This is a genomic window from Ohtaekwangia sp. (genome assembly GCF_036786105.1).
Classification (GTDB): Bacteria; Bacteroidota; Bacteroidia; order Cytophagales; family Cyclobacteriaceae; genus Ohtaekwangia.
The window spans coordinates 212206-234506 of the sequence record NZ_DAIQRQ010000002.1 but is presented as its reverse complement, the minus strand read 5'-3'; the positions used below and the strand labels follow the sequence as shown (position 1 = coordinate 234506).

At 43.5% G+C, this 22301-nt stretch carries 17 protein-coding genes; 9 read left to right on the top strand and 8 right to left on the bottom strand.

The features are described from left to right. Window positions 1-141: 141 nt before the first annotated feature. On the top strand, window positions 142-882 hold the full coding sequence (locus tag V7Q33_RS02055) for a DUF481 domain-containing protein (RefSeq protein ID WP_333818732.1): 741 nt from the start codon (window positions 142-144) through the stop codon (window positions 880-882). 11 nt (window positions 883-893) lie between these two features. On the opposite strand, the gene V7Q33_RS02050 is transcribed toward V7Q33_RS02055, so the two are convergent. Beyond that, entirely contained in the window at window positions 894-1655 is a 762-nt protein-coding gene (locus tag V7Q33_RS02050) for an SDR family NAD(P)-dependent oxidoreductase (protein WP_331977794.1), read from the bottom strand. A 9-nt stretch (window positions 1656-1664) separates the two neighbouring features. Then, a complete protein-coding gene (locus V7Q33_RS02045) occupies window positions 1665-3377 on the bottom strand; it encodes an IlvD/Edd family dehydratase (RefSeq protein ID WP_333818731.1) in 1713 nt (570 codons plus the stop codon). A 144-nt stretch (window positions 3378-3521) separates the two neighbouring features. Between V7Q33_RS02045 and V7Q33_RS02040 the strand changes: the two genes are divergently transcribed. Then, on the top strand, window positions 3522-3995 hold the full coding sequence (locus tag V7Q33_RS02040) for a hypothetical protein (protein ID WP_331977796.1): 474 nt from the start codon (window positions 3522-3524) through the stop codon (window positions 3993-3995). Window positions 3996-4158: 163 nt separating this feature from the next. Next, window positions 4159-6117, top strand: coding sequence for an OmpA family protein (locus V7Q33_RS02035; RefSeq protein WP_331977798.1), 1959 nt, complete (start codon window positions 4159-4161; stop codon window positions 6115-6117). Window positions 6118-6237: 120 nt separating this feature from the next. On the opposite strand, the gene V7Q33_RS02030 is transcribed toward V7Q33_RS02035, so the two are convergent. Both V7Q33_RS02030 and V7Q33_RS02025 read right to left on the bottom strand, forming a co-directional pair. After that, window positions 6238-8697: a ribonucleoside-diphosphate reductase subunit alpha gene (locus V7Q33_RS02030; RefSeq protein WP_333818730.1), complete on the bottom strand. Its 2460-nt coding sequence runs from the start codon at window positions 8695-8697 to the stop codon at window positions 6238-6240. 54 nt (window positions 8698-8751) lie between these two features. Continuing rightward, entirely contained in the window at window positions 8752-9735 is a 984-nt protein-coding gene (locus V7Q33_RS02025; protein WP_331977802.1) for a ribonucleotide-diphosphate reductase subunit beta, read from the bottom strand. A 417-nt stretch (window positions 9736-10152) separates the two neighbouring features. Between V7Q33_RS02025 and rplU the strand changes: the two genes are divergently transcribed. From rplU to V7Q33_RS02005, 4 genes are all read left to right on the top strand, one after another. After that, window positions 10153-10461, top strand: a complete 309-nt coding sequence (gene rplU / locus V7Q33_RS02020) for a 50S ribosomal protein L21 (RefSeq protein ID WP_331977804.1) — start codon at window positions 10153-10155, stop codon at window positions 10459-10461. Window positions 10462-10488: 27 nt separating this feature from the next. After that, the gene (gene rpmA / locus V7Q33_RS02015) at window positions 10489-10752 is read left to right on the top strand and encodes a 50S ribosomal protein L27 (protein ID WP_331977806.1); all 264 of its coding nucleotides are present in this window, start codon (window positions 10489-10491) and stop codon (window positions 10750-10752) included. A 348-nt stretch (window positions 10753-11100) separates the two neighbouring features. Continuing rightward, entirely contained in the window at window positions 11101-14295 is a 3195-nt protein-coding gene (locus V7Q33_RS02010) for a SusC/RagA family TonB-linked outer membrane protein (RefSeq protein ID WP_333818729.1), read from the top strand. 19 nt (window positions 14296-14314) lie between these two features. Then, window positions 14315-15841 carry a RagB/SusD family nutrient uptake outer membrane protein gene (locus V7Q33_RS02005; protein WP_333818728.1) on the top strand — a complete coding sequence of 509 codons (1527 nt, stop codon included), beginning with the start codon at window positions 14315-14317 and terminating at the stop codon, window positions 15839-15841. A gap of 89 nt (window positions 15842-15930) precedes the next feature. Here the strand turns inward: V7Q33_RS02005 and V7Q33_RS02000 are convergent, their stop codons facing one another. Next, on the bottom strand, window positions 15931-16506 hold the full coding sequence (locus tag V7Q33_RS02000) for a NifU family protein (RefSeq protein ID WP_331977812.1): 576 nt from the start codon (window positions 16504-16506) through the stop codon (window positions 15931-15933). A gap of 80 nt (window positions 16507-16586) precedes the next feature. Beyond that, window positions 16587-17987, bottom strand: a complete 1401-nt coding sequence (locus V7Q33_RS01995; RefSeq protein ID WP_333818727.1) for a dicarboxylate/amino acid:cation symporter — start codon at window positions 17985-17987, stop codon at window positions 16587-16589. A gap of 166 nt (window positions 17988-18153) precedes the next feature. On the opposite strand from V7Q33_RS01995, the gene V7Q33_RS01990 reads away from it, so the two are divergent. Further along, window positions 18154-19239 (top strand): BamA/TamA family outer membrane protein, encoded by a 1086-nt coding sequence (locus V7Q33_RS01990; RefSeq protein ID WP_333818726.1) that lies wholly within the window; start codon window positions 18154-18156, stop codon window positions 19237-19239. Here the strand turns inward: V7Q33_RS01990 and aroC are convergent. Together aroC and V7Q33_RS01980 are read right to left on the bottom strand one after the other, a co-directional pair. Continuing rightward, a complete protein-coding gene (gene aroC, locus V7Q33_RS01985) occupies window positions 19236-20309 on the bottom strand; it encodes a chorismate synthase (RefSeq protein WP_333818725.1) in 1074 nt (357 codons plus the stop codon). The genes V7Q33_RS01990 and aroC overlap by 4 nt on opposite strands. A gap of 65 nt (window positions 20310-20374) precedes the next feature. Next, window positions 20375-21820, bottom strand: a complete 1446-nt coding sequence (locus V7Q33_RS01980; RefSeq protein ID WP_333818724.1) for a BatD family protein — start codon at window positions 21818-21820, stop codon at window positions 20375-20377. 236 nt (window positions 21821-22056) lie between these two features. On the opposite strand from V7Q33_RS01980, the gene V7Q33_RS01975 reads away from it, so the two are divergent. Continuing rightward, a complete protein-coding gene (locus V7Q33_RS01975; RefSeq protein ID WP_333818723.1) occupies window positions 22057-22242 on the top strand; it encodes a hypothetical protein in 186 nt (61 codons plus the stop codon). Window positions 22243-22301 lie beyond the last annotated feature (59 nt).

Here is a 22301-nt window from a genome sequence, read left to right as displayed (position 1 = left end):
TCAGCTTAGAAAAAGAGACGATCTCAAAAGGTCAGCCTGCTGCAAGCAGCAACGATCTCAATGCAGTAACCGCTTTCCTTACTCGCGATTCGCCATTGCGATCTTGCATCCAACAGGCATCTTTTTTTATAACACTGCCGGATGAAGTGTCTGTATCCATATCTTATCTTTCTAATAAACTGTTGCTCTGTAACAGCTTTTGGTCAGTTTAGTGATACAACGCATTATTATATCAACGGCGCTTCTACCGGTACAATCAATAAAGTAAATGAAGGAACATCTTATGTATTAACGAACAACCTTCGCTTTAGCGTCAGTAAAAAAGACTACTCATACAACGCTACTTCAAGCTGGACCTACGGAAAGCAACTCAGCATTCTTTCAAACAATGATGTATATACCGGGCTCGACTTTAACTGGTATAAAACTATTCCGCACTTCTACTATTGGGGATTGGCAAACTTCGAGAAAAGTTACTCACTCAAGATCAACCACCGATACCAAACCGGAGCGGGTATTGGCTATAATATACTTGATCGAAAAAAGGCGCTCATCGTATTAAGCGATGGATTGCTCTATGACAAAGGAGATTTGTATGACTTACCGGAAGGCGGATCAAATCAATATGAAGTGGCGCGAAATTCATTCCGCATAAAATTCCGATTCATCATACGCGAATTTATTGTACTGGAAGGCTCACACTTTCTTCAAAATTCATTAGACGATTGGCAAGATTATATCATCAAATCAAACACATCGCTTTCCATAAAATTAAAAAAAGGAATTAGTGTCACCACTGCCCTTTCCTATAACAAACTCAGCGCCACCAGTCGCGAGAATTTGTTGTTTACCTATGGAATCACCTATGAGCGGTACTTCTGAGCATATATATACTAGTAAGGCGATGGACTCACCACAGTCCAACCACCATCGATTATCAGCGACTGCCCGGTAATGTGCCCTGCTTGTGGTGAAACCAGGAACAGGGCAGCCTGCGCTATATCCTGAGTAGTAGCAGGCTTGCCAATTGGCGTTATACGCGACCATGTATTTTCGTAAGTACTGTCGTGCATTGTGCGTTCCGTTAATGTGGCTCCAGGTGCCAATGCATTAACCGTAATTTTATACTCCGATAGCTCCACCACTAGTGTCTTGGCAAGCATCTCCAGCGCTGCTTTACTCATACCATACGCTGCCAGATTTTTATGCGCCTGGTGGCCGGTAACTGACGACATAAACAAAATGCGTCCTCCATTTTGCTGTTCGATCATTTTGCGTGCCGCTGCCTGTGCGAGAAAAAAACTTCCGCCAAGATTCACACGCATCACAGCATTAAAATCTTCCGGAGTATAGGTCAGAAATTCTCCAAAGAGTGTAATGCCGGCATTGGCAACAACAATATCAAGTCGCCCAAAATACCGCATTGCTTCCTCCACTATCGTATCAAGGAACACCGTGTCAGCTGCATCACCTGCTATAGCAATGCAAGTACCATGATGTTTTTGAACATCGGCAGCAGCTTCTTCTGCCAGCGCTTGTTCTACATCGTTCAATATAACTTTAACACCTGCTGCCGCCAGTTGTCTGCATATTTCAAGACCTATACCCTGGCCTGCTCCGGTAACAATCGCCACCTGATCTTTGAATGTTGCCATGAATGTTTGTTAATGTGAGTCACGTGTTACTTCGCTGCCCGAGCCTCCTCTCAGGTATTTCATGTCAGCTCCTACATGTGCCTGCTCCACTTGCTGCTGATAGAGATATACATATCCACGGTCGTATTGCTTATGGCGCGGTTTCCAATGCTTCTTTCGATAGGCAAGCTCTTCGTCTGATACCATGAGCGTGAGGGAACGCTTCCCAAGATCAAGCGAAATAATATCACCATCTTTTACTACAGCAAAGTTTCCGCCCAAAGCTGCTTCCGGTGATGCATGCAATACTACCGTGCCGAATCCGGTTCCACTCATGCGACCATCAGAGATGCGTACCATATCATGAACACCTTTCGCCAATAGTTTTTTAGGAATGGCCATGTTGCCTACTTCGGGCATACCCGGATATCCGATGGGTCCAACATTCTTCAGAACCAGAATACTATTCTCATCTACCTCCAGATCAGGATCGTCAATTCTGTTCTTATAGTCTTCGATGTCTTCAAACACGACCGCTTTGCCCGTGTGTGTCATCAGTTTTAAACTGGCGGCTGAAGGTTTTATTACAGCACCGTTCTCGCAGAGGTTTCCTCTTAACACAGCCACTCCTGACAATGCACTGATCGGTGCATTTATTGTGCTGATTACATCACGGTTATAGCAGGCGGCTTTCAGATAATTCTCACGTTGCGTTTTGCCGTTAACCGTTATACAATCTCCATGCAGCAGCGAGTCCAATTCTTTCATAACAGCCGGAAGCCCGCCTGCATAATAGAGGTCTTCCATAAAGAAGTTTCCGGAAGGCTGCAGATTTACCAACAATGGTACATTGGCTGAGAGTACATCAAAATCTTCCAGTGAAAGCGGAACACCAATGCGTCCTGCAATTGCCAGCAGATGGATAATAAAATTAGTGGAGCCACCAATGGCCGCATTTACACGGATAGCGTTTTCAAATGCTTTGCGCGTAAGGATATCCGAGAGCCTGATATTTTGCTGCACCATTTCAACGATACGGCTACCCGACAACTGCGCGATCACTTTTCTGCGCGAATCTGCCGCTGGTATAGCTGCATTGTCAGGAAGCGAAAGGCCAAGTGACTCTACCATACAAGCCATCGTTGAAGCCGTTCCCATCACCGCACAATGTCCACGACTGCGACACATGCATGCCTCTGCAACCGTAAGCTCTTCCTGCAACATCTCTCCAGACCGTACAGCGTCATTGAATCGCCACACATCGCTGGTGCCAATATCGCGTCCCTGAAATTTACCCGTAAGCATCGGTCCACCCGATACAACGATGGTGGGTATATTTACACTGCAGGCACCCATCACCAATGACGGTGTCGTTTTATCGCAACCGCAGAGTAACACCACACCATCGATGGGGTTAGCCCGTATTGATTCTTCAACATCCATACTGGCAAGATTCCGGTATAGCATCGCGGTAGGTTTAATCAAAGTTTCTCCGAGCGACATCACCGGAAATTCTACCGGGAATCCGCCTGCTTCCGATATACCTCGCTTGACAGATTCTGCCAGTTCACGAAAGTGCGCATTGCAAGGCGTAAGCTCAGACCACGTGTTGCAAATACCGATCACCGGCTTCCCGCGAAATTCATAATCAGGAATACCCTGGTTCTTCATCCACGCACGGTAGATGAAACCATCTTTACCTGCTTTCCCAAACCATCCCTGACTGCGAAGGTTGTCTTTCATTATATATAGTCATTCATGATTGTATCTGGTTTCCTCCCGCGAATCGCAGCCCTCACCGCCACATTATAAATATGGCAAATTTTCCCTCAATATGCTTTACCATTAAAGCTTCAAAAGATACCTTTGGTTATATAATTCCTGCGTATGAATCTTGTCTTCAAGAAGCTCAACTATAAAGATCAGCAACAGCTTCATATCATCAATTCGCCTGATAGTTTTAAAAAGGAAACGGATGAAATGAAAGACATGGCGTCTATCAAAACAACACTTGCCGGGGCGAAGGGTGTATCATTTTTTCTGGCCTTTGTTACCAAACAAAAGGAAGTGAATGACCTTACCAGCAAAGTTGCTGCCTTGCTGGAAGAAGATGGTCTTTTATGGTTTGCCTATCCGAAAGGAACCTCCAGGCGATACACTTGCGAATTTAACCGCGACAATGGTTGGGAAGAATTGGGCAAACATGGATTTGAACCCGTACGTATGGTAGCTATTGATGAAGATTGGAGTGCCCTTCGCTTCCGAAAAGCAGAGCACATTAAAACTATGACGCGAAGCGCTGCAATAAGTGAAACTGGTAAAGCAAAACTTGCATCAAAAAAAGTGAGAAAAAAAGGGTGATTCGCATCCATGATAACGGAATATGGCAAAGGAATAAATATTAGCTACCAGACTTCTCTGCATAAAGGGGAGAAAAGGGCACATTTTATTACATGTATTTTTCAGAGTGCGGCTGGTGATCTATTTTTATCGCCTGCATTTCCACTCAAAATTTTTTATCTCCATGAAATTTACGGCATTTACCTGCGCACTGCTATTCACATTGGCTGCACACGCCCAGTCTTCCTTCCTTCCTAAAAACCTGGGCGCAGGGGTAAATTCTGAATATGATGAAGTAAGCCCCGTAATTTCTTCAGACCGAAAAACCATTCTCTTCAATCGCAGGAATCATCCTCAAAATGGCTTCGGTGAAAAAAACAGTACCGATATATGGATAAGCAACCTGCAGCCGGATGGATCATGGTCTCAGGCAGAGCGATCCAACTCTCTGAACATTGGTCAGCATAACATTATACTTTCCATAACAGCAGATGGCCGCGGCTTGCTGATTAACACAGATGAAGGACTATCGCTTTCTGTCTGGCAAAATGAGGCGTGGTCTGCACCGCAAAAATTGAATATCAAAGGATCAGACGATGCTACACTCAGTGCCGATGGTAAATATCTGATTGTTCGAAAGCACAGCAAATTACTGGTGTATGAGCGCAGTGAAAATGGAAGTCTGAAAGATCCTATCACCATAGAAGGTCTGAAAGCAAAAGTAAACACTCCTTTCCTGTCAATCGACAACAAAACGCTATACTTCAGCAGTGCTAATAAAGGTAAGGGATCAGATATATACCGCGTAACCCGATTGAACGATGAGTGGAGCGCATGGTCTACACCGGAAGCATTGAACGACACTATCAATACAGCAGGTGATGAAGCCTGGTTGAGAACAAGCCTCAACGGAGCCTGGGGATATTATTCTTCCACATTCAATTCAACCGGTAAGGGAGATATATTCATGATCAAGTTATTTGAAGATCAGCCGTACGTTCTGGTTACCGGTTCGGTCGTTAATGCGAAGACAAAACGATTACTCTCCCATAAAGATGTACAACTGCTGATAAATGGTAAACCCAGTGAAAATATCGTGTTCAATCGCGACTCGGCTACTTTTAAGGCCAAGTTGCCTTTCGGAAAAGAATATACCATTACGGCAGATCTATACCAGTATGGCGCCAAACCTCTTCATGTAGATGCCACAAAGGACACAGAGTTCAGATCCTTACATGCGGATCTGGAAGAAGAGCCCGTCCCCTTTGTATTAGTGAAAGGCAAATTACTGATCAAAAATACAGATCAGACTATTCCTGCATCAGCACGCCCCAGAATTATGATCGATGGCGAAGAGATAGATTCAGCCAAGGTAGACCTTGAGAAGGGCACCTATTCTATTAAACTGAACCATGGCACAGTATACTATGTGCAGGTGAGTGCGCGGAGATTTGAATCACTTCCCGATCTCATTGATCTGAAAGGCATCGATGGCTATGAAGAGATTACACTCGATCTGCAGGCTGATGCTGAAAAAATGGCGATCGTAAGCGGTATGATCATCAACAAAAAAACCAATACTACACTTCCCCCGGAAATCAATACAGGTGTGCGGGTAGAGGGCGTCTCATCTATAGCGGCCATTGTAGATTCATTACAAAATGTATATGAGCTCCGTTTTCCGTTAAAATCGGCTTACATACTCAGTGCTGTTGCCGAGGGATTTTACCCCATATATGAAACAATAGACCTCACGCAGGAATCCAATGAAGTAAACATTACCCGCAATTTATTAATCGTTCCTTTTGAACGGGGGCAATCTGTGTTGCTGAAAGGTATATTCTTCAAACCAGATAATGTTACGCTCGATCCATCGTCATTGCCAGAGCTCGACAGACTTGTTTCATTCCTGGCGACCAATCCGAAAGTAAAGATTGAAATCGGAGCCCATACAGACCCTTCTTCGAAGGTATCAACCTTGAACCAGGCGAAAGCGGTTGCCAACTATATCACCACACAAGGGATTGCTAAAAACAGAGTCACAGCACGTGGTTATGGTTCTTCCAAACCGGTGACATCCAACAAAACTCCGGCAGGAATGGCGCAGAACAGAAGAATTGAATTTATCTTCCTTGATAAGTAACGTGACCTACAGCCGTATCTATATCGCATAGCATCAAACACATTTTTAAATTATAGGAAAGCAAAAGCCCGGTCGATTGACCGGGCTTTCTATTTTTAAACCAGTTTAAACTTCCCTGTGTTAGCTGCCGCAAGCTTCGCATGCATCCGGATTGTCAAGTGAACACATCATATCAGACATGTTCTGCTCGTATTGCAATGCGATCTGTTGTGCATCGGCAGTTTGTGTTGCTACTACGGCTATAGTTTCTGCAGTTGCCTGATCGCTCGTTGCAGATGCTTCTGCGATTGCAGCAGTGGGTTGCTGAAGCGCTGCTTTATCTAATGTAAACTTGATAGCATCGGCAGCCGCATTGGTACGCAGATAATACATACCGGTCTTCAATCCTTTCTTCCATGCATAGAAGTGCATAGAGGTAAGTTTACCAAAATTAGGATTGGTAAGGTGGATGTTCAGACTTTGTGACTGACAGATATAGGCACCGCGGTCAGCAGACATATCGATGATTGCTTTCTGCGAAATCTCCCATACTGTTTTATAGATATCCTTTATGTTCTGAGGTATCTCTGGTATAGATTGAACAGAACCGTTGGCAGCGATCAGCTTCTGTCTCATCGTTTCGCTCCACAGGCCGAGGCTCATCAGGTCTCTCATCAGGTGCTTGTTAGCAACGATAAATTCGCCTGACAATGTGCGGCGAGTATAAATGTTAGAGGTATAAGGCTCGAAACATTCATTGTTGCCCAATATCTGCGAAGTAGATGCTGTTGGCATAGGGGCTACCAGCAGAGAGTTACGCACACCATGCTTCTTCACTTCCTGCTTCAGTTGTTCCCAGTTCCAACGGCCGCTTGTAGGTGCAACACCCCACATATCAAACTGGAATATTCCTTTTGATACAGGCGAACCTTTAAACGTTTCGTATGGGCCGTTTACTTTGGCAAGCTCCATAGAAGCTTCCATCGCACCGAAATATATAGTTTCGAAGATATCAGCATTCAGGCTACGTGCCTCTTCAGAATCGAATGGCATACGTAACATAATAAATGCATCTGCCAAACCTTGTACACCCAAACCAATGGGCCTGTGGCGCATGTTGGAGTTCTTCGCTTCTACTACCGGATAGTAGTTAACATCAATTACTTTATTGAGGTTGCGGGTAGCAACTTTTGTGATTTCATATAACTTCTGATGATCGAACTTGCCGTCTTCCGTTACAAATTTTGGCAGTGCAATAGAAGCCAGGTTACAAACTGCTACTTCGTCAGGAGAAGTATATTCGATGATCTCTGTACACAAGTTGCTGGACTTAATCGTTCCCAGGTTCTTCTGGTTCGATTTTTTATTCGCAGCATCTTTGTAGAGTATATAGGGAGTTCCTGTCTCGATCTGTGACTCGAGAATCTCGAACCAAAGATCTTGTGCCTTTACCTGCTTGCGGAACTTGCCTTCTTTCTCATATTTATCATAGAGTCTTTCAAATTCTTCACCCCATACTTCAGCAAGACCGGGAGCTTCGTTCGGGCAGAAGAGAGACCACATTTCATTGTTCTCTACGCGCTGCATGAACAAATCAGGAATCCACATTGCATAGAAAAGATCGCGTGCACGCATTTCTTCTTTACCGTGGTTCTTTTTCAGATCCAGAAATTCGAAAACATCAGCATGCCAGGGTTCAAGATATATAGCAAAACTTCCTTTGCGCTTTCCTCCACCCTGATCAACATAACGTGCAGTCATATCGAAGTTACGCAACATCGGAACAATACCATTGGATGTTCCACCTGTTCCTTTAATATAAGAGCCTTTCGCGCGTACGTTGTGAATGCTCAGTCCTATACCCCCTGCCGACTGAGAAATCTTCGCGCACTGCTTCAATGTATCGTATATACCATCGATGCTGTCATCCTTCATGGTTAACAGGAAGCATGATGACAACTGAGGCTTCGGTGTGCCTGCGTTAAAGAGCGTAGGTGTTGCATGCGTAAACCATTTCTCTGAAAGCAGATTATAGGTTTCGATCGCAGCTGGTATATCTTCACCATGTATACCTACCGCCACACGCATCAACATGTGCTGCGGACGCTCTACAGTTTTACCCTCCACCTTCATCAGGTATGAGCGCTCCAGTGTTTTGAAGCCGAAGTAATCATAACTGAAGTCGCGGTCATAGATGATCGCTTCATCCAGTTCTGCCGCGTGTTCTTTAATTACCTTATATGTTTCTTTCGAAATCAGTGGAGCGTTTTGTCCGGTCTTCGAATCAACATACGTATACAGTCGCTTCATGGTATTTGAAAACGACTTGCTTGTTACCTTGTGTAAATTGGATACAGCAATACGTGCAGCCAACTTGGCAAAGTCAGGATGTTTGGTAGTCATTGTTGCTGCGATCTCGGCAGCAAGATTATCAAGCTCCTGTGTAGATACACCATCATAGAGGCCATTGATCACCTTCATGGCCACTTCTACAGGATTGACGAACTTCGGATCTAATCCGTAACAGAGTTTTTCAATACGAGCGGTGATTTTGTCGAACTTAACCGATTCTCTGTGTCCATCACGTTTTAGTACAAGCATCGCGGAAATAGGGGTTGTTTTTAGTGGAGAAGTTTAAAAAGTATTTGAATGTAATTAAAAATCTTCGTTAAGAGAAAACTTGGGAGCGCTTTCTTTTTCTGTGCTCTTCATTACTCCGGCTTTCTGATACTCAGCTACCCGCTTCTCGAAGAAATTGGTTTTTCCTCTCAGTGAGATCATATCCATAAAGTCGAATGGATTTGTAGCGTTGTATATTTTCTTGCCAACCAGTTCATTCAATAAACGATCAGCAACAAACTCTATATACTGACGCATCTGCGCTGCGTTCATGCCTATCAGATTAACGGGAAGTGCATCTGTAACAAATTCCTTCTCGATCTCAACTGCATCTTTAATGATATCGATAACGGTCTGCTCCGGAAGTTTGTTCACCACGTGTTGTGTATATAGGTGGCAAGCAAAGTCGCAGTGCAATCCTTCATCACGCGATATCAACTCATTCGAGAAACTAAGACCAGGCATCAGTCCGCGTTTCTTCAACCAGAAGATAGAGCAGAAAGAGCCTGAGAAAAATATACCTTCTACGGCAGCAAAGGCGATAAGTCTTTCCTGGAATGAGCCCTGGTTAATCCAGCGCAATGCCCAGTCGGCTTTCTTCTTCACACAATCCATAGTTTCAATCGCATGAAAGAGTTTGTCTTTTTCTTTTGGATCTTTAACATACGTATCGATCAGTAAAGAATACGTCTCGGAGTGTATATTCTCGATCGTTATCTGAAAGCCATAGAAGAATTTCGCCTCTGTATATTGAACTTCTGCTACGAAGTGCTCAGCCAGGTTTTCATTTACAATACCATCGCTGGCAGCAAAGAATGCCAGCACATGGGTAATGAAATGTCGCTCCCCATCATTCAACGTTTCCCAGTCACGTAAATCATGACTTAAGTCTATTTCCTCGGCCGTCCAGAAGCTGGCTTCCGCTTGCTTATAGAACTTCCATATATCATGTTGTTGAATAGGAAAGAGTACAAAGCGATCTTTGTTCTCCTTCAGTATGGGTTCCTCCTGGTGGCTCATGACATAAATAGGGTTTTAGGGTTAAACTAAAATATCTAAAGGGTGCCAGCATTATTATGCCAATACCTGTGTTTTTATCCGTTAAATCTTTTTGCTTTTTAAGAGCAGACCGAACGTCTGCCTTTGGTCAGCGCCAAGTGTACAAAAGAAGTAGAACGATTCTAAAAAACAAAACGTGGATTCCGGGCTGATTTCAACAAATGTGGATAACTTGTTGATGCATTGTGGATACATAAGTTCCTGTAAAATAACCCCTTAGTAATGTCATTTTCGTGTATGATTTGAGTTAATTTGATGCGATTAAAATTTTTCAAAAATTTCGACCAACATTAAGAAGTAGAAGTCGGAAAATTATTGGAGCACCTAGGTTGATATCCCGATTCTTTTCCTACCTTTGCAATCCAATTTTAAAAAGCTATGTACGCGATAGTAGACATTGCAGGCAAACAGTTCAAAGTGGCTAAAGACCAATATATCTATGCCCCAAAGATGGAAGGCGAAGTAGGAGCTTCTGTAAGCTTCGACAAAATCCTTCTCGTTGATAACGGTGGAGATATTAAAATTGGCGCCCCTACTGTAAGTGGATTCACGGTATCAGGAAAGATACTGGAACACGTAAAAGGCAACAAGGTGATTGTCTTCAAAAAGAAAAGAAGAAAAGGCTATGTGGTGAAGAATGGTCACCGCCAGCAGTACACCAAAGTGCAAATCGAAAATATCGGTTAATTCATAAACCATTAAAGACACAACACCATGGCACATAAAAAAGGCGAAGGTAAAGTTAAGAACGGTCGTGAATCGGAAAGCAAACGACTTGGCATTAAGGTATTCGGCGGCCAGAAAGTAATTTCTGGAAATATCATCGTTCGTCAGCGCGGTACTAAACATCACCCTGGCAAGAACGTAGGTATTGGAAAAGACCACACTCTGTTTGCTCTGACAAACGGTGTTGTTGTTTTCAAGAAAGGTAAATCAGACAAGTCTTTCGTTTCAGTTGAAGCTGTTGCAGAAGCTTAGTCTAAGAATCAAGTAATACATGAAAAGGCACCGATGAAGTGCCTTTTTTATTTATACACATTCGCTCCACTTCCCTTTTGTTTATAAAATGAGGTGAAACGTTTATTTCCGTTTTTCATCCGATTCCCCAGGTTTGTGATGAACGGTTAAAGAATTTTAGAAGCCATTTCACCTTAAAAGTTCCTTAAAATTTCTGTCTTGCTTTTAAAAGCATATTCAATCAGAATAAAATTCCTTTTTTCAGTACGCAAACCGTTGAATATTTTATTACTCCTAATTCTAAGGTATTTTATTTCACTACCTCATACCATACTTTAGGGGACTTACTTTAACCTAAACTTATAAACTATGAGGAAGATTTTACTCTTTGCTCTGTTATGTCTATTATCATTTCAGCTAGTAGCACAAGAGCGAACGGTTACCGGAAAAGTCACGTCTGCCGAGGATGGTACTTCTCTCCCTGGTGTAAACGTTATCCTGAAAGGTACCACCACTGGGGTGGTTACTGACGTAGATGGAAGGTATTCCATCCAAATTCCTGCCTCCGGAGGTACTTTGGTATTTACATTCATTGGTATCGAAACAAAAGAAATTGAGATCGGTGATAAATCCGTGATCAATGTGCCTCTCGCTCCCGACATCACCCAGTTGAGTGAAGTAGTTGTGGTAGGATACGGTACGCAAAGCAAACGCGACATCAGCGGATCAATTGCTTCCGTAAAAGGGAGTGACATTGCACTTGCTCCTGTACAAAGTTTTGAGCAGGCCCTCGGCGGTCGCGCAGCGGGTGTTAGCATTACGGTACCGAACGGTGTATTGAACAACCCCCCTGTTATACGCATTCGCGGTGTTAACTCTATCAACTTAAGCTCCTATCCGCTGATTGTTATCGATGGTATTCCCACTTATTCTGGCGATAACTCTACAAACTCAGCTCCTAACAACCCGCTGAGTAACCTGAATACATCTGACATTGAAAGTATCGAGGTTTTAAAAGATGCATCTGCCAGTGCGATCTATGGATCGAGAGCTGCGGCCGGTGTAATTCTCATTACCACGAAAAGAGGAGCCAAGGGTAAAAGCAAGTTCACGTATGATGCCTGGGTGGGCTGGACAAAGCCGGTTCGTCTCTTCGACATGTTGAATGCAGACGACTATATGATGATCAAGAACGAGGCTATTGCAAACCTGAACGAGAACACCAGACGTAAGACTGGCACCTACGGTACGGCTATTGAAGGCAGCTTCCGTTATCCGAAAGATGCAAACGGCAATGATATACCAACCAACACAAGATGGTATGACTATGTGTATAGAACGGGCTTTTCACATTCCAATAGCTTAAGTTTCTCCGGAGCTTCTGATAACACATCGTACTATATGTCGGTAGGCCATACCAAGCAGGAAGGTATGTTGAAGAGAAACGAATTTGAGCGTACATCGCTTCGCCTGAACCTCGATCATAAAGTATTTGACCGGTTCACTATCGGCACAAGCTTTTCTTTTGCCAACATTACAAACTCTGCACCCAACTCCGGTTCTTTGAGTGGTCAGGCATATGGAACTGCTGGTTTGGGAAGATTACCGCTTGTGTTACCTCCTAACGTTGCCGCTTATAATGCTGACGGTACTTACAATCTGAACGGTGCTGGTTTGGGAGCAGGTGGTAACCTGAACCCTACATCAAACCCAAGCAGCCCGGGTGCGCTGGTAACAGGATACTATAATCCTGCATTGATCCTTGATAAAAATACGTTCACGTCCGAAAGCAATCAGGTTCAGGGAAATATATATGCCGCATGGGAAGTTGTGAAAGGCCTGACCTTGAAGACCACCTACGGTATAGACAGAATATCATTCGAAGATATATCTTTCCAGACATCGCTTGGTGGCGATGGATACAACTTAGGAGGTTCTGCTACGAACAATTATAGAACCAACAAACGCTGGAACTGGCAGAACACTATTCAATACGACCTTGAAGTTGGCAAACACTTCGTCTCTATTTTGGCGGGTGGCGAACAACAATATACCAAGGTTGACCGATGGGGTGCTCAACGCACATCTATTGCAGATGTCTACTTCACAACCTTCGAGGGTAACTATACAAACATTGCTGTAGCAAACAACCTGCAAGGAGAAAACTACCTGGTTTCTTATTTCAGTCGTATCAACTATGACTTTGGCAAAAAATATTTTGTTTCCCTGAATGTAAGACGCGATGGCTACTCTGCGTGGGCTGATAAATATGGTAACTTCTACGGCGCATCCGTTGGATATACTATATCGGAAGAAGACTTCTGGAAGAACAACCCTATTCTGGGTAGTATTAACTTCTTCAAGTTAAAAGGCAGCTATGGTGAAGTTGGTAACAGCCAGGGTGTAAATGATTTCGCATCATTGAATACATATTCTTCCGGATTGTATGGCAGTGCTGCTACATTAGGATATAACCAGGCAGGGAATTCTTTACTCACTTGGGAAACCAGTAAGAAAACGGATGTTGGATTTACATACGGAATTTTACACGACAGAATTCAAGGTGAGTTTTCGTGGTATAGAAATCTTGTTGATGGACTTATTCTGGATGTTGCCCAGGCGCCTTCAAAAGGTATTCCTAATCCTACTACTGCCAATACAATTCCTGCCAACATTGGATCATTGGAGAATAAAGGAATTGAATTCAGCATTAAATTTAACGCAATCAGCAACGCTGACTTTAGCTGGATAATTGGCGGTAACGTTACTACGCTTAAGAACAAAGTGTTGGCATTAACATCCGATGCCGATCGCATTGGTACAGCGACTTCTTCTTTAGAAACTTCTAACTATACAACAGTAGGTCGTTCGCTTGGAAGCATTCTGGCGGTTCCAACCATCGGCGTAAATCCTGACAACGGAAGACGCTTGTTTGTAAAAGCTGATGGAACCATAGTTCAGTACGATCATGGAGGTGCCGGCACTGGCTGGAGTACGCTGGAAGGCAATGCTATATCTGCTCCTACACAATTGCAGGATGGCGTTTACTACAATGCTATACCAAAATGGTATGGTGGCCTTGACAATACATTTAAGTATAAGAATTTCGACTTGGGTATATTTTTCCAATTCTCGGGAGGCAACTATATCTACAATGGTACAAAATCAGGCTTGCGTGATCAACGCTTCTGGAATAACCACACCGATGTATTGGATCGCTGGACTCCGGAGCATACCAATGGTTCCATCCCTCGTGTTGTATATGGTGATAACATTTCTAACGGAACTGCACTGGTTATTTCTGAGAATGTGGAGAAGGGAGATTTCATCCGCCTGAAAAATGTTTCCCTCGGATATAGCGTTCCTAAATCTATCCTTGAGAAAATCAAAATTGCTAATGCCCGTATTTATGGCCAGGTGCAGAACGCATTCCTCATTACCGGCTATAAAGGTATAGATCCTGAAATTTCATCGAACGGTAACAGTACAACTGGCGGTAGTGTAGACAGAAACTCCGTTGGGCAAGCCAGGACTTTCACGGTTGGTGTAAACGTAGGTTTTTAAACTATAATGAATTACGAGAATGAAAAATTTATATAAGATATATAAGAAGGGTACGACACTGGCTTTTATCTCGGTGTTTACATTCGGTGTCTTTTCTTGCCAGACAGATCTGCTCGATCCGGTTCCGAAAACACAGCTCATCGATCAGTATGCTTTTGATACTCCCGATCGTGTTTCATTACAGGTAAATAACCTCTACACAGCCGTAAAGAACGGCCAGTTCCTTGGTGGTCGATATCAGGTTTATAACGATATACGTGCTGAAGATTTCCTGAACAGAACCACTAACGGTGTTACAGGTTTATTGGTTTGGAACCAGACCGTAACTGAAACTTCTCAGAATGATGTAATCAGTCTCTGGAATACTGCTTATGCCGCTATCAACCAGATTAACGTATTCCTGCAAGGCCTCGAAGATAACGATGCTAAATTTGTTCCTCCGGTTTTTGCATCAGACTATAAAACGGTTACACTTCCTGCATTCAAAGCTGAGGCAAGATTATTAAGAGCGCTGTCATACCACTGTTTGCTGCAGATATATGCCAAGCCTTATACACTGGGCAACCCCAGCGTAAACAAAGGGTTACCACTCCGTTTGCAGGCTGAGACTTCGCTGGCGAACAACGACTTGAAAAGGAGCAGCGTTGAAGAAGTATATTCACAAATCATAAGTGATCTTGATTTTGCTGAACAAAACCTGCCATTGACGTATGGTTCTTCTGCGGCTACATTGAATGTAACCCGAGCTCATAAAAATACAGCGATTGCATTAAAGACCAGGGTATATCTTACTATGGGCAACTATGCTTCGGTTATAACGGAAGCCAACAAGATTGTATCAGAAACTGTTCCTTTCAAAGCTGCCACCGGTGTGCCGCATGCGTTGCAAGCTTCTATCGCTTCTGTATTTGCATCACCTCAGGAAACTACAGAAAGTATACTCTCTTTCCCTTTTACAGCTCAAAACGCTCCCGGCACACAAAACCAGTTGGCATTCTATTACCGTTCGTCTTCTACGTCCTCTACAAATCCTGGTGGTGGTGAATATAGTTTGAATCCCAAGAAAGGTGTAGGTATATTGGGAGATACAGCCGGTTGGCCTGTTACCGATGCACGCAGATCATTTGCCTATAAAGTAAGCACCGAATACTTCTGGGGTAAATATCCTTCCGGAACACCTTACATAGATAAGGCTCCTGTAATTCGCTATGCCGAAGTGCTTCTTAATTTATCGGAAGCTATTGCAAGAACTACAGCCGATGTTGACGCAAAGGCTCTTGCACTGTTAAACGCGGTGCGTCAGCGTGCTGATGCCAGCGTTACACTTGCACCAGCCGATAACGCTGAATTGCTGAGTGCTATAAAACTTGAAAGAAGAATAGAATTTTTAGGTGAAGGCATTCGCAGCATGGACATTCTTCGATTGAATGAAGACTTCCCTGCGAAAGCTTCCGTAGGTGCTGTTCCCAGCACGGCGTTAAATTATATATGGCCTATTCCTGCACCTGAATTGGCTGCTAACAAATTGATGGAACGCAATGAATAAGACATAATCTTCATAAAACGAGAAGGCCGCTCACATAAGCGGCCTTCTTTATTTCCAATCTCGTATTAAAAGAACGGAGCTATCTGTGATTATCCCAATGCTTCTACCGCGGTTACTTCACCAGGCATCATGCGTGTGAAGAGATTTTCTATACCGGCCTTTAGCGTTACCATAGAGGAAGGGCAGCCGCTGCAGGAGCCTTGCAATCTTACTTTCACAATACCTTCGTTGAAGGAGTGATAGGTAATAGCGCCACCATCCTGCTCTACTGCCGGACGGATATATTCATCCAGAATTGTCTTTATTTTTTTGATGGTCTCAGTCTCTTCTTCTGCCGAAAGAGGCTCATCCTTTACTTCGATAATGAATTTCCCTGCTTCCAGGTATTTCCTGATATATTCTTTTAAAGTGCCCTGTATCTCCAACCACTCTACGTCTTCCTTCTTTGTGATGGTAATAAAATTGCTGGCAAAGAAAACGCGATCCACAAAAGGGAATGTAAATAACTCCTGTGCCAATGGCGAAATGCTGGCACTTTCCGCATCGGGAAAATCAAAGCTCATAGCCTCGGGCACGAGCATTTCGTTCACCACAAATTTCAATGAATTTGGATTCGGGTTCGATTCCAGGTAGATATGAACATTTTTAGGGGCGGCCTGTAACATGATTTCTGTTTTTATATTTCCGGAACAAAATTAAGCGATTTTAGTTCACGGAAACAGTGCCCCGGTCAGACAGAAGAAGGTTATTGATCACTCGGAGTTTCCGCATCCAATGCATTTTCCCAGCGGCTTACTACGGCTGTGGCGATGCTATTGCCAATTACGTTGGTAGCACTGCGCCCCATATCAAGCAACGGATCAATACCGATTAACAATGCCAAACCAGCTTCCGGAATATTAAATGTGGCCAGTGTGCCTGCAATAACCACCAGCGAAGCACGCGGCACTCCGGCAATGCCTTTACTCGTTACCATCAGCACAAACAGCATGCTCAGCTGTGTACCCAGAGGCAAGTGAATGTTATACGACTGTGCGATAAAGAGGGAAGCAAACGTCATATACATCATGCTCCCATCAAGATTGAATGAGTAGCCCAGCGGAAGCACAAAGCTTACGATCTTATCCTTGCATCCGAATTTCTCCAGCTCCTCCATCGTCTTGGGAAAAGCTGCTTCACTGCTGGAAGTACTGAAGGCCAATAGCACGGGCTCCCGAAGGTGCTTGATCAAATTAATAACGCGCTTGCCAACAATGACCAGCCCTGCCATGATCAGAAATGCCCACAGAAGACCCAGGCCTATATAAAATTCTCCAATGAAAAGTGAATAGGTTTTAAGAATCCCAAGACCTTGTTTTGCAATTACCGCAGTCATGGCACCAAATACAGCAACAGGTGCAAAGTTCATTACATACCCGGTAACTTTCAGTATAACATGTGCTATAGCATCAAAAGCTTTGATAACAATTTTTCCATGTTCGCCTATGGCAGCCGTTGCAATTCCGAAGAATACGGCAAACACTACAATCTGCAGAATCTCGTTCCTGGCCATTGCATCAAATGCAGAGCTTGGGAACATGTGATAGAGAAAATCTTTCAAAGAAAAGCCAGTATTGGTCACTACACGATCCGTGCTCTCGGGCAATGGCAAGTGCATCGCGGTTCCGGGCTTGAAAAGATTTACCAGAATTAATCCCAGCAGCAGGCTTAAAAGCGAAGCACTGATAAACCACAAAAGTGTTTTGCCCCCGATGCGCCCCACCGTATTGATGTCGCCCAGTTTGGCTACGCCTACTACCAATGTGCATAGTACCAGCGGCGCTACAATCATTTTGATGAGACGTAGAAAGACATCTGCCATCAGCGTGAACGGCTCTACCTTTTTATCACGGGCGGTTATGGCTGCACTGCGCTGCGTCACGATGGTTTTTTTCTCAGCCTCTAGTTTTTTATACACAATACTGTCGGTAGTGGCATTTATCTGGCTGTTGAGCAACTCTATTTTCGCATCAGCATTCGCGATGTGATCATTTTCTTCGTTGATATAGTTTTTATTCAGAATAAAGCCTAACGAGATACCCATCAGCAATGCGACAATGATATATAACGTAAGTCTGTTCTTCTTCTCAGGTCTAATTTCAGCCATAGGACGTTCTTAAACGATTTAGCGTGTGCCCGTAAATCCTTGCGGATTAACGGTTATACGTTGGCGCAATATACTGGAAAAAGCCGTTGGTGCGAACGATTTAAACAATGCTACAACAGTTTCTTAACATACTATCTTTTCCATTTCAAAAAAGTTAACTTCCGTGATGAGTAAACTATCGTTGTTTTTGATTTTTATCTGTGTTTCGGGTTATGCGCAACAAGACAGTATACCGATGAAACACTTCCGATTTACACCACTGCCGGTGATTTATTATTCGCCGGAAACCCGCCTGGGTTTTGGTGCGTTGTTGGCGGCCAACTTCGAAACTTCAAAAGCGCTTGATACCACCACAAAAAAATCGTACGCGCAAACTTATTTTCTCTACACAATCAATAAGCAATACGATTGGGGAACCATGATGCGTATGTATACACCGGGTAATAAATATATAGTGTATGGAAAATTTAACTATACATTCTTCCCCGAGTATTATTATGGCATTGAAACCGAAGATCCTGAATCAAAAAAAGATACCATCCAATATAACCGCATTGGTGCCGATGTAAGGCTTTACAAGCTGTTAGCCAAACATTTCTTTGCCGGTATAGCTGGACGCTACAACCGCATTACCAATATCGATGGCGGGCAAGGACACTTCATAGAAGATAAGCCTCCAGGCTATAATGACTATTGGGTATTGGGAGTTGCACCCGCCTTCACCATAGAAACCCGCGATAACTATGTATATCCCCGAAAGGGTTTTTACCTGGAAGCACTGTACTATATTTACCCGACCTGGAGCCGAAAGACGTATCGTTTTCAATCCTTCAAGCTTGACATTCGTCAATACTATCCTGTAAACCTGTTTAGCACTATTGATGTTGTAGCATTTCAATTCCTGGCGAATGTAAATACAGGGCACGTGCCTTTTAAAGATATGGCAGATATCGGGGGATCATATACGATGCGTGGATACTATACCGGCTTTTATCGATATAACAACCTATATGCATTTCAGGCCGAATTTCGCACGCAGCTCTGGTGGCGTCTCGGGCTTGCCCTATGGGCGGGTGGCGCATTAACACCAGAGAAATGGTATACATTTTTTGATCACACCATTAAACCGAATGCAGGCATAGGTTTGCGTATTATGATGAACCGAAAAGACCGGCTCAACGTAAGGGTCGATCAGGGCTTTGGTAAAAAAGGACAAAGCGGCTTTTATCTCGATATAGCAGAAGCGTATTAAAGCTTTGAGGTTTTGGCACGCAACAGAAAATCTGCCAACACCAATGCCGCCATCGCTTCAACGATAGGAACAGCGCGTGGCACTACGCAGGGATCATGACGACCTTTTCCACTCACCGTAGTTTCATTACCATGCTTATCTACACTGGCCTGATCCTGCATAATGGTGGCCACCGGTTTAAAGGCTACATTAAAGTATATATCTTCACCATTGGATATACCACCCTGAATACCACCTGAGAAATTGGTTTTGGTCTTGATCTTTCCGCCTTCGTTGTAGAATTCATCATTGTGTTGCGAGCCGCGAAGCCGCGTGCCTTCAAAGCCACTTCCGTATTCAAAACCTTTTACAGCATTTATACTCAGCATGGCTTTACCAAGCTCGGCATGAAGTTTATCGAATACAGGTTCGCCTAGTCCCACCGGTGTATTTTTAATTACTGCGGTAACAATACCGCCAATCGTATCCCGATCCAGTCGTACCTGGTCAATCAACGCAATCATCTTTTCAGCCGTATCAGCATCGGGACAACGCACAATGTTATCTTCAGTTTTAGATAAGTCGAGTTGTGTATAGTGTGGCGCAGTTATCTCGCCAACTTCTGATACAAATGCATTGATCTCCATATCATGTTGTTTCAAAAGTAGCTTCGCTATAGCTCCGGCAGCTACGCGTGCTGCTGTTTCGCGTGCAGAGCTTCTGCCTCCTCCGCGATAGTCGCGCACGCCATATTTAGCTTCGTAAGTATAGTCGGCATGCGAAGGACGAAACGTTTCTGCTATATGACTGTAATCTTTACTGCGCTGATCCTGGTTTTCAATTACTATAGCAATGGGTGTTCCGGTTGATTTACCTTCAAACACACCACTTAGTATTTTGAATGTATCATCTTCTTTCCGCTGTGTGGTAATTTTAGATTGGCCGGGTTTTCTGCGATCAAGCTCAGATTGAATGAAGGCTTCATCAATTACCAAACCGGCAGGACAGCCGTCAATCACTACACCAATGGCCGGGCCGTGCGACTCGCCAAAGGTTGATATCTTAAATAAAGTTCCGTAAGAATTGCTCATGCGGGGTCGAAGATAGCGGAAGGTTGTGAATTAAAATTAAAAGGCGAAGTTCTTTTTATAGCGTGCTACTTCTTGAATATGAGAAAAGCCGCGCCCGCCAGCATCACTACTATAAATCCGTTGAACAGCCATGGCTGCCAACGATCGTTCGCGATGGTTTGAAGCTTGTTATCTGCAGCATCGATCTTATCGTAGAAACTTCCCAGATCGTTGGATTGAATCGCTTCATTCTTTTTGCTCTCTCCCGTTACATATACTGTAAGTTTGGATTTGAGTGTATCATACTTTGCTTTTTCCGGATTGAAGAACACCCACTGAAAGTAATCGCCCAGTTTATACTCGCCGGGTTCTTTCGGAATCATAAAATAACTGAACGACTTGGTGCCCGTTACGCGATTGTTTTGTCGTGTTATATTCTGCTCTACGTTGGGTTCATAGAACTCAAAATTGCCATCGCGTTTCAAAACCGGTTTCTCAATAGCCGATATATTTCCTTCACCATAAATATTGAATGAGTATGGAGCACTGTTGCCGGTTTCCAAATCTACGTTTCGCATGCGCTCATCCAGATGATAATCGCCAACGGCCACTACATCTTTCAATGGATGCGGAGGCAGCGGCTTAACATTTACCCGTTTGGGTTTACTGCGAAAAGTTTTGAAATCCTCTTTCCTGTTCTGACCAAAGAAGGAAGGATTCTTCGCCACTTTATACTTAATCATCTTCATATCAAACGCAGGAAACACAACAGGCTCTGTGTTCAGCGGATACAGGGTTGCCTGGTATATTTTGTACTGTGTATAGTCTTTGCCGTTAATGGTAACACTCTCGCCTTCTATATTCTCGATATTGAAGTTTTCTTCCCAGCAGTTGGCAGGCTTTACTTTCTTGAGTATATCTGTAATCTGTTTTCCTAATTCATAGAATTGCAACGGTGCTCGGTTATCAGCAGCCACATAAAATGAAATGGTGGTGTTGAATCCTTCGCCTACATATACATTATCTTTACTCGTTGTCAATGCCAGAAAGGCATCGTCTTGTATATCTATAAATTCAGTTTCGCCACGGCCAAAGAAGTCATCAGGGCGATCGAAGAAATCGCGCATCGGATCGCGTTGCTGCTGCAAGGGAGGGCCAACCTTTACTTTCTTGCCCGTTACATTTATAGGCTTGTCGTTTACTTTTAATGTAAAAGACGGAACAGTGATCACACCTTGCTTCAATGGCAGGTACGTCATGATTACACTTTGTGACGAAGAAATCTGACCATTAATAATGTTGGTGCTTGACTGCGTAGAGGTACCGCGTTTTTTGAATCCCGCTATCTCGGGAAAATTATCATAACTCTTCAGGCGATCATTTTGTACCGTGATGGTAATTGTCCACGCCTGGTTCTCACCGATCTCGTCTGGACCTAAAACTACCTGTGCATTCTGCGCCTTCACAGCGATCGATAAGAAAATTACTGCTAAAAGTGCTATGCTTGCCTTTATCGAAAAAAATCTATGCATACGAAAATATAATCGTGATTAGTCGTTACAAAAATACTGAATAGCCCAATGGCATCTAATCAGCAAAGCGCTAATCGGCCGAAAGCTGCTTTTTTTGAAGTTAACAGGGGCCTAAAGTACCCTTAATTTTAAGGTATGATGATAAAAGTTGCTGATTGTTCTTTTGGATGTTCAGATAATTTTCTACCTTAACAGTTGTTAGGGATAACCTATTTTTTTAACTATCAAATTTTGCCATGCTGCATTACGCGAAAACCGTTCTGACAAAAGTTAGTTTCGATGCTCTTCTCTTCGAGAAAGAGCTTCGGAAAGCTATCAAACTATTGATAGCTGAAGAAGTAAACGAACTCAAACGCTGGTGCTATACCAGGTTTGGGACAGAACATGAAGCCATCCTGAATCGGTGCTTTGTGGTAGCCTAAAGTAGAAAACTCATTAACCGGAAACTTTGACCCCCGATTTTGCCAAGAAGTCGGGGGTT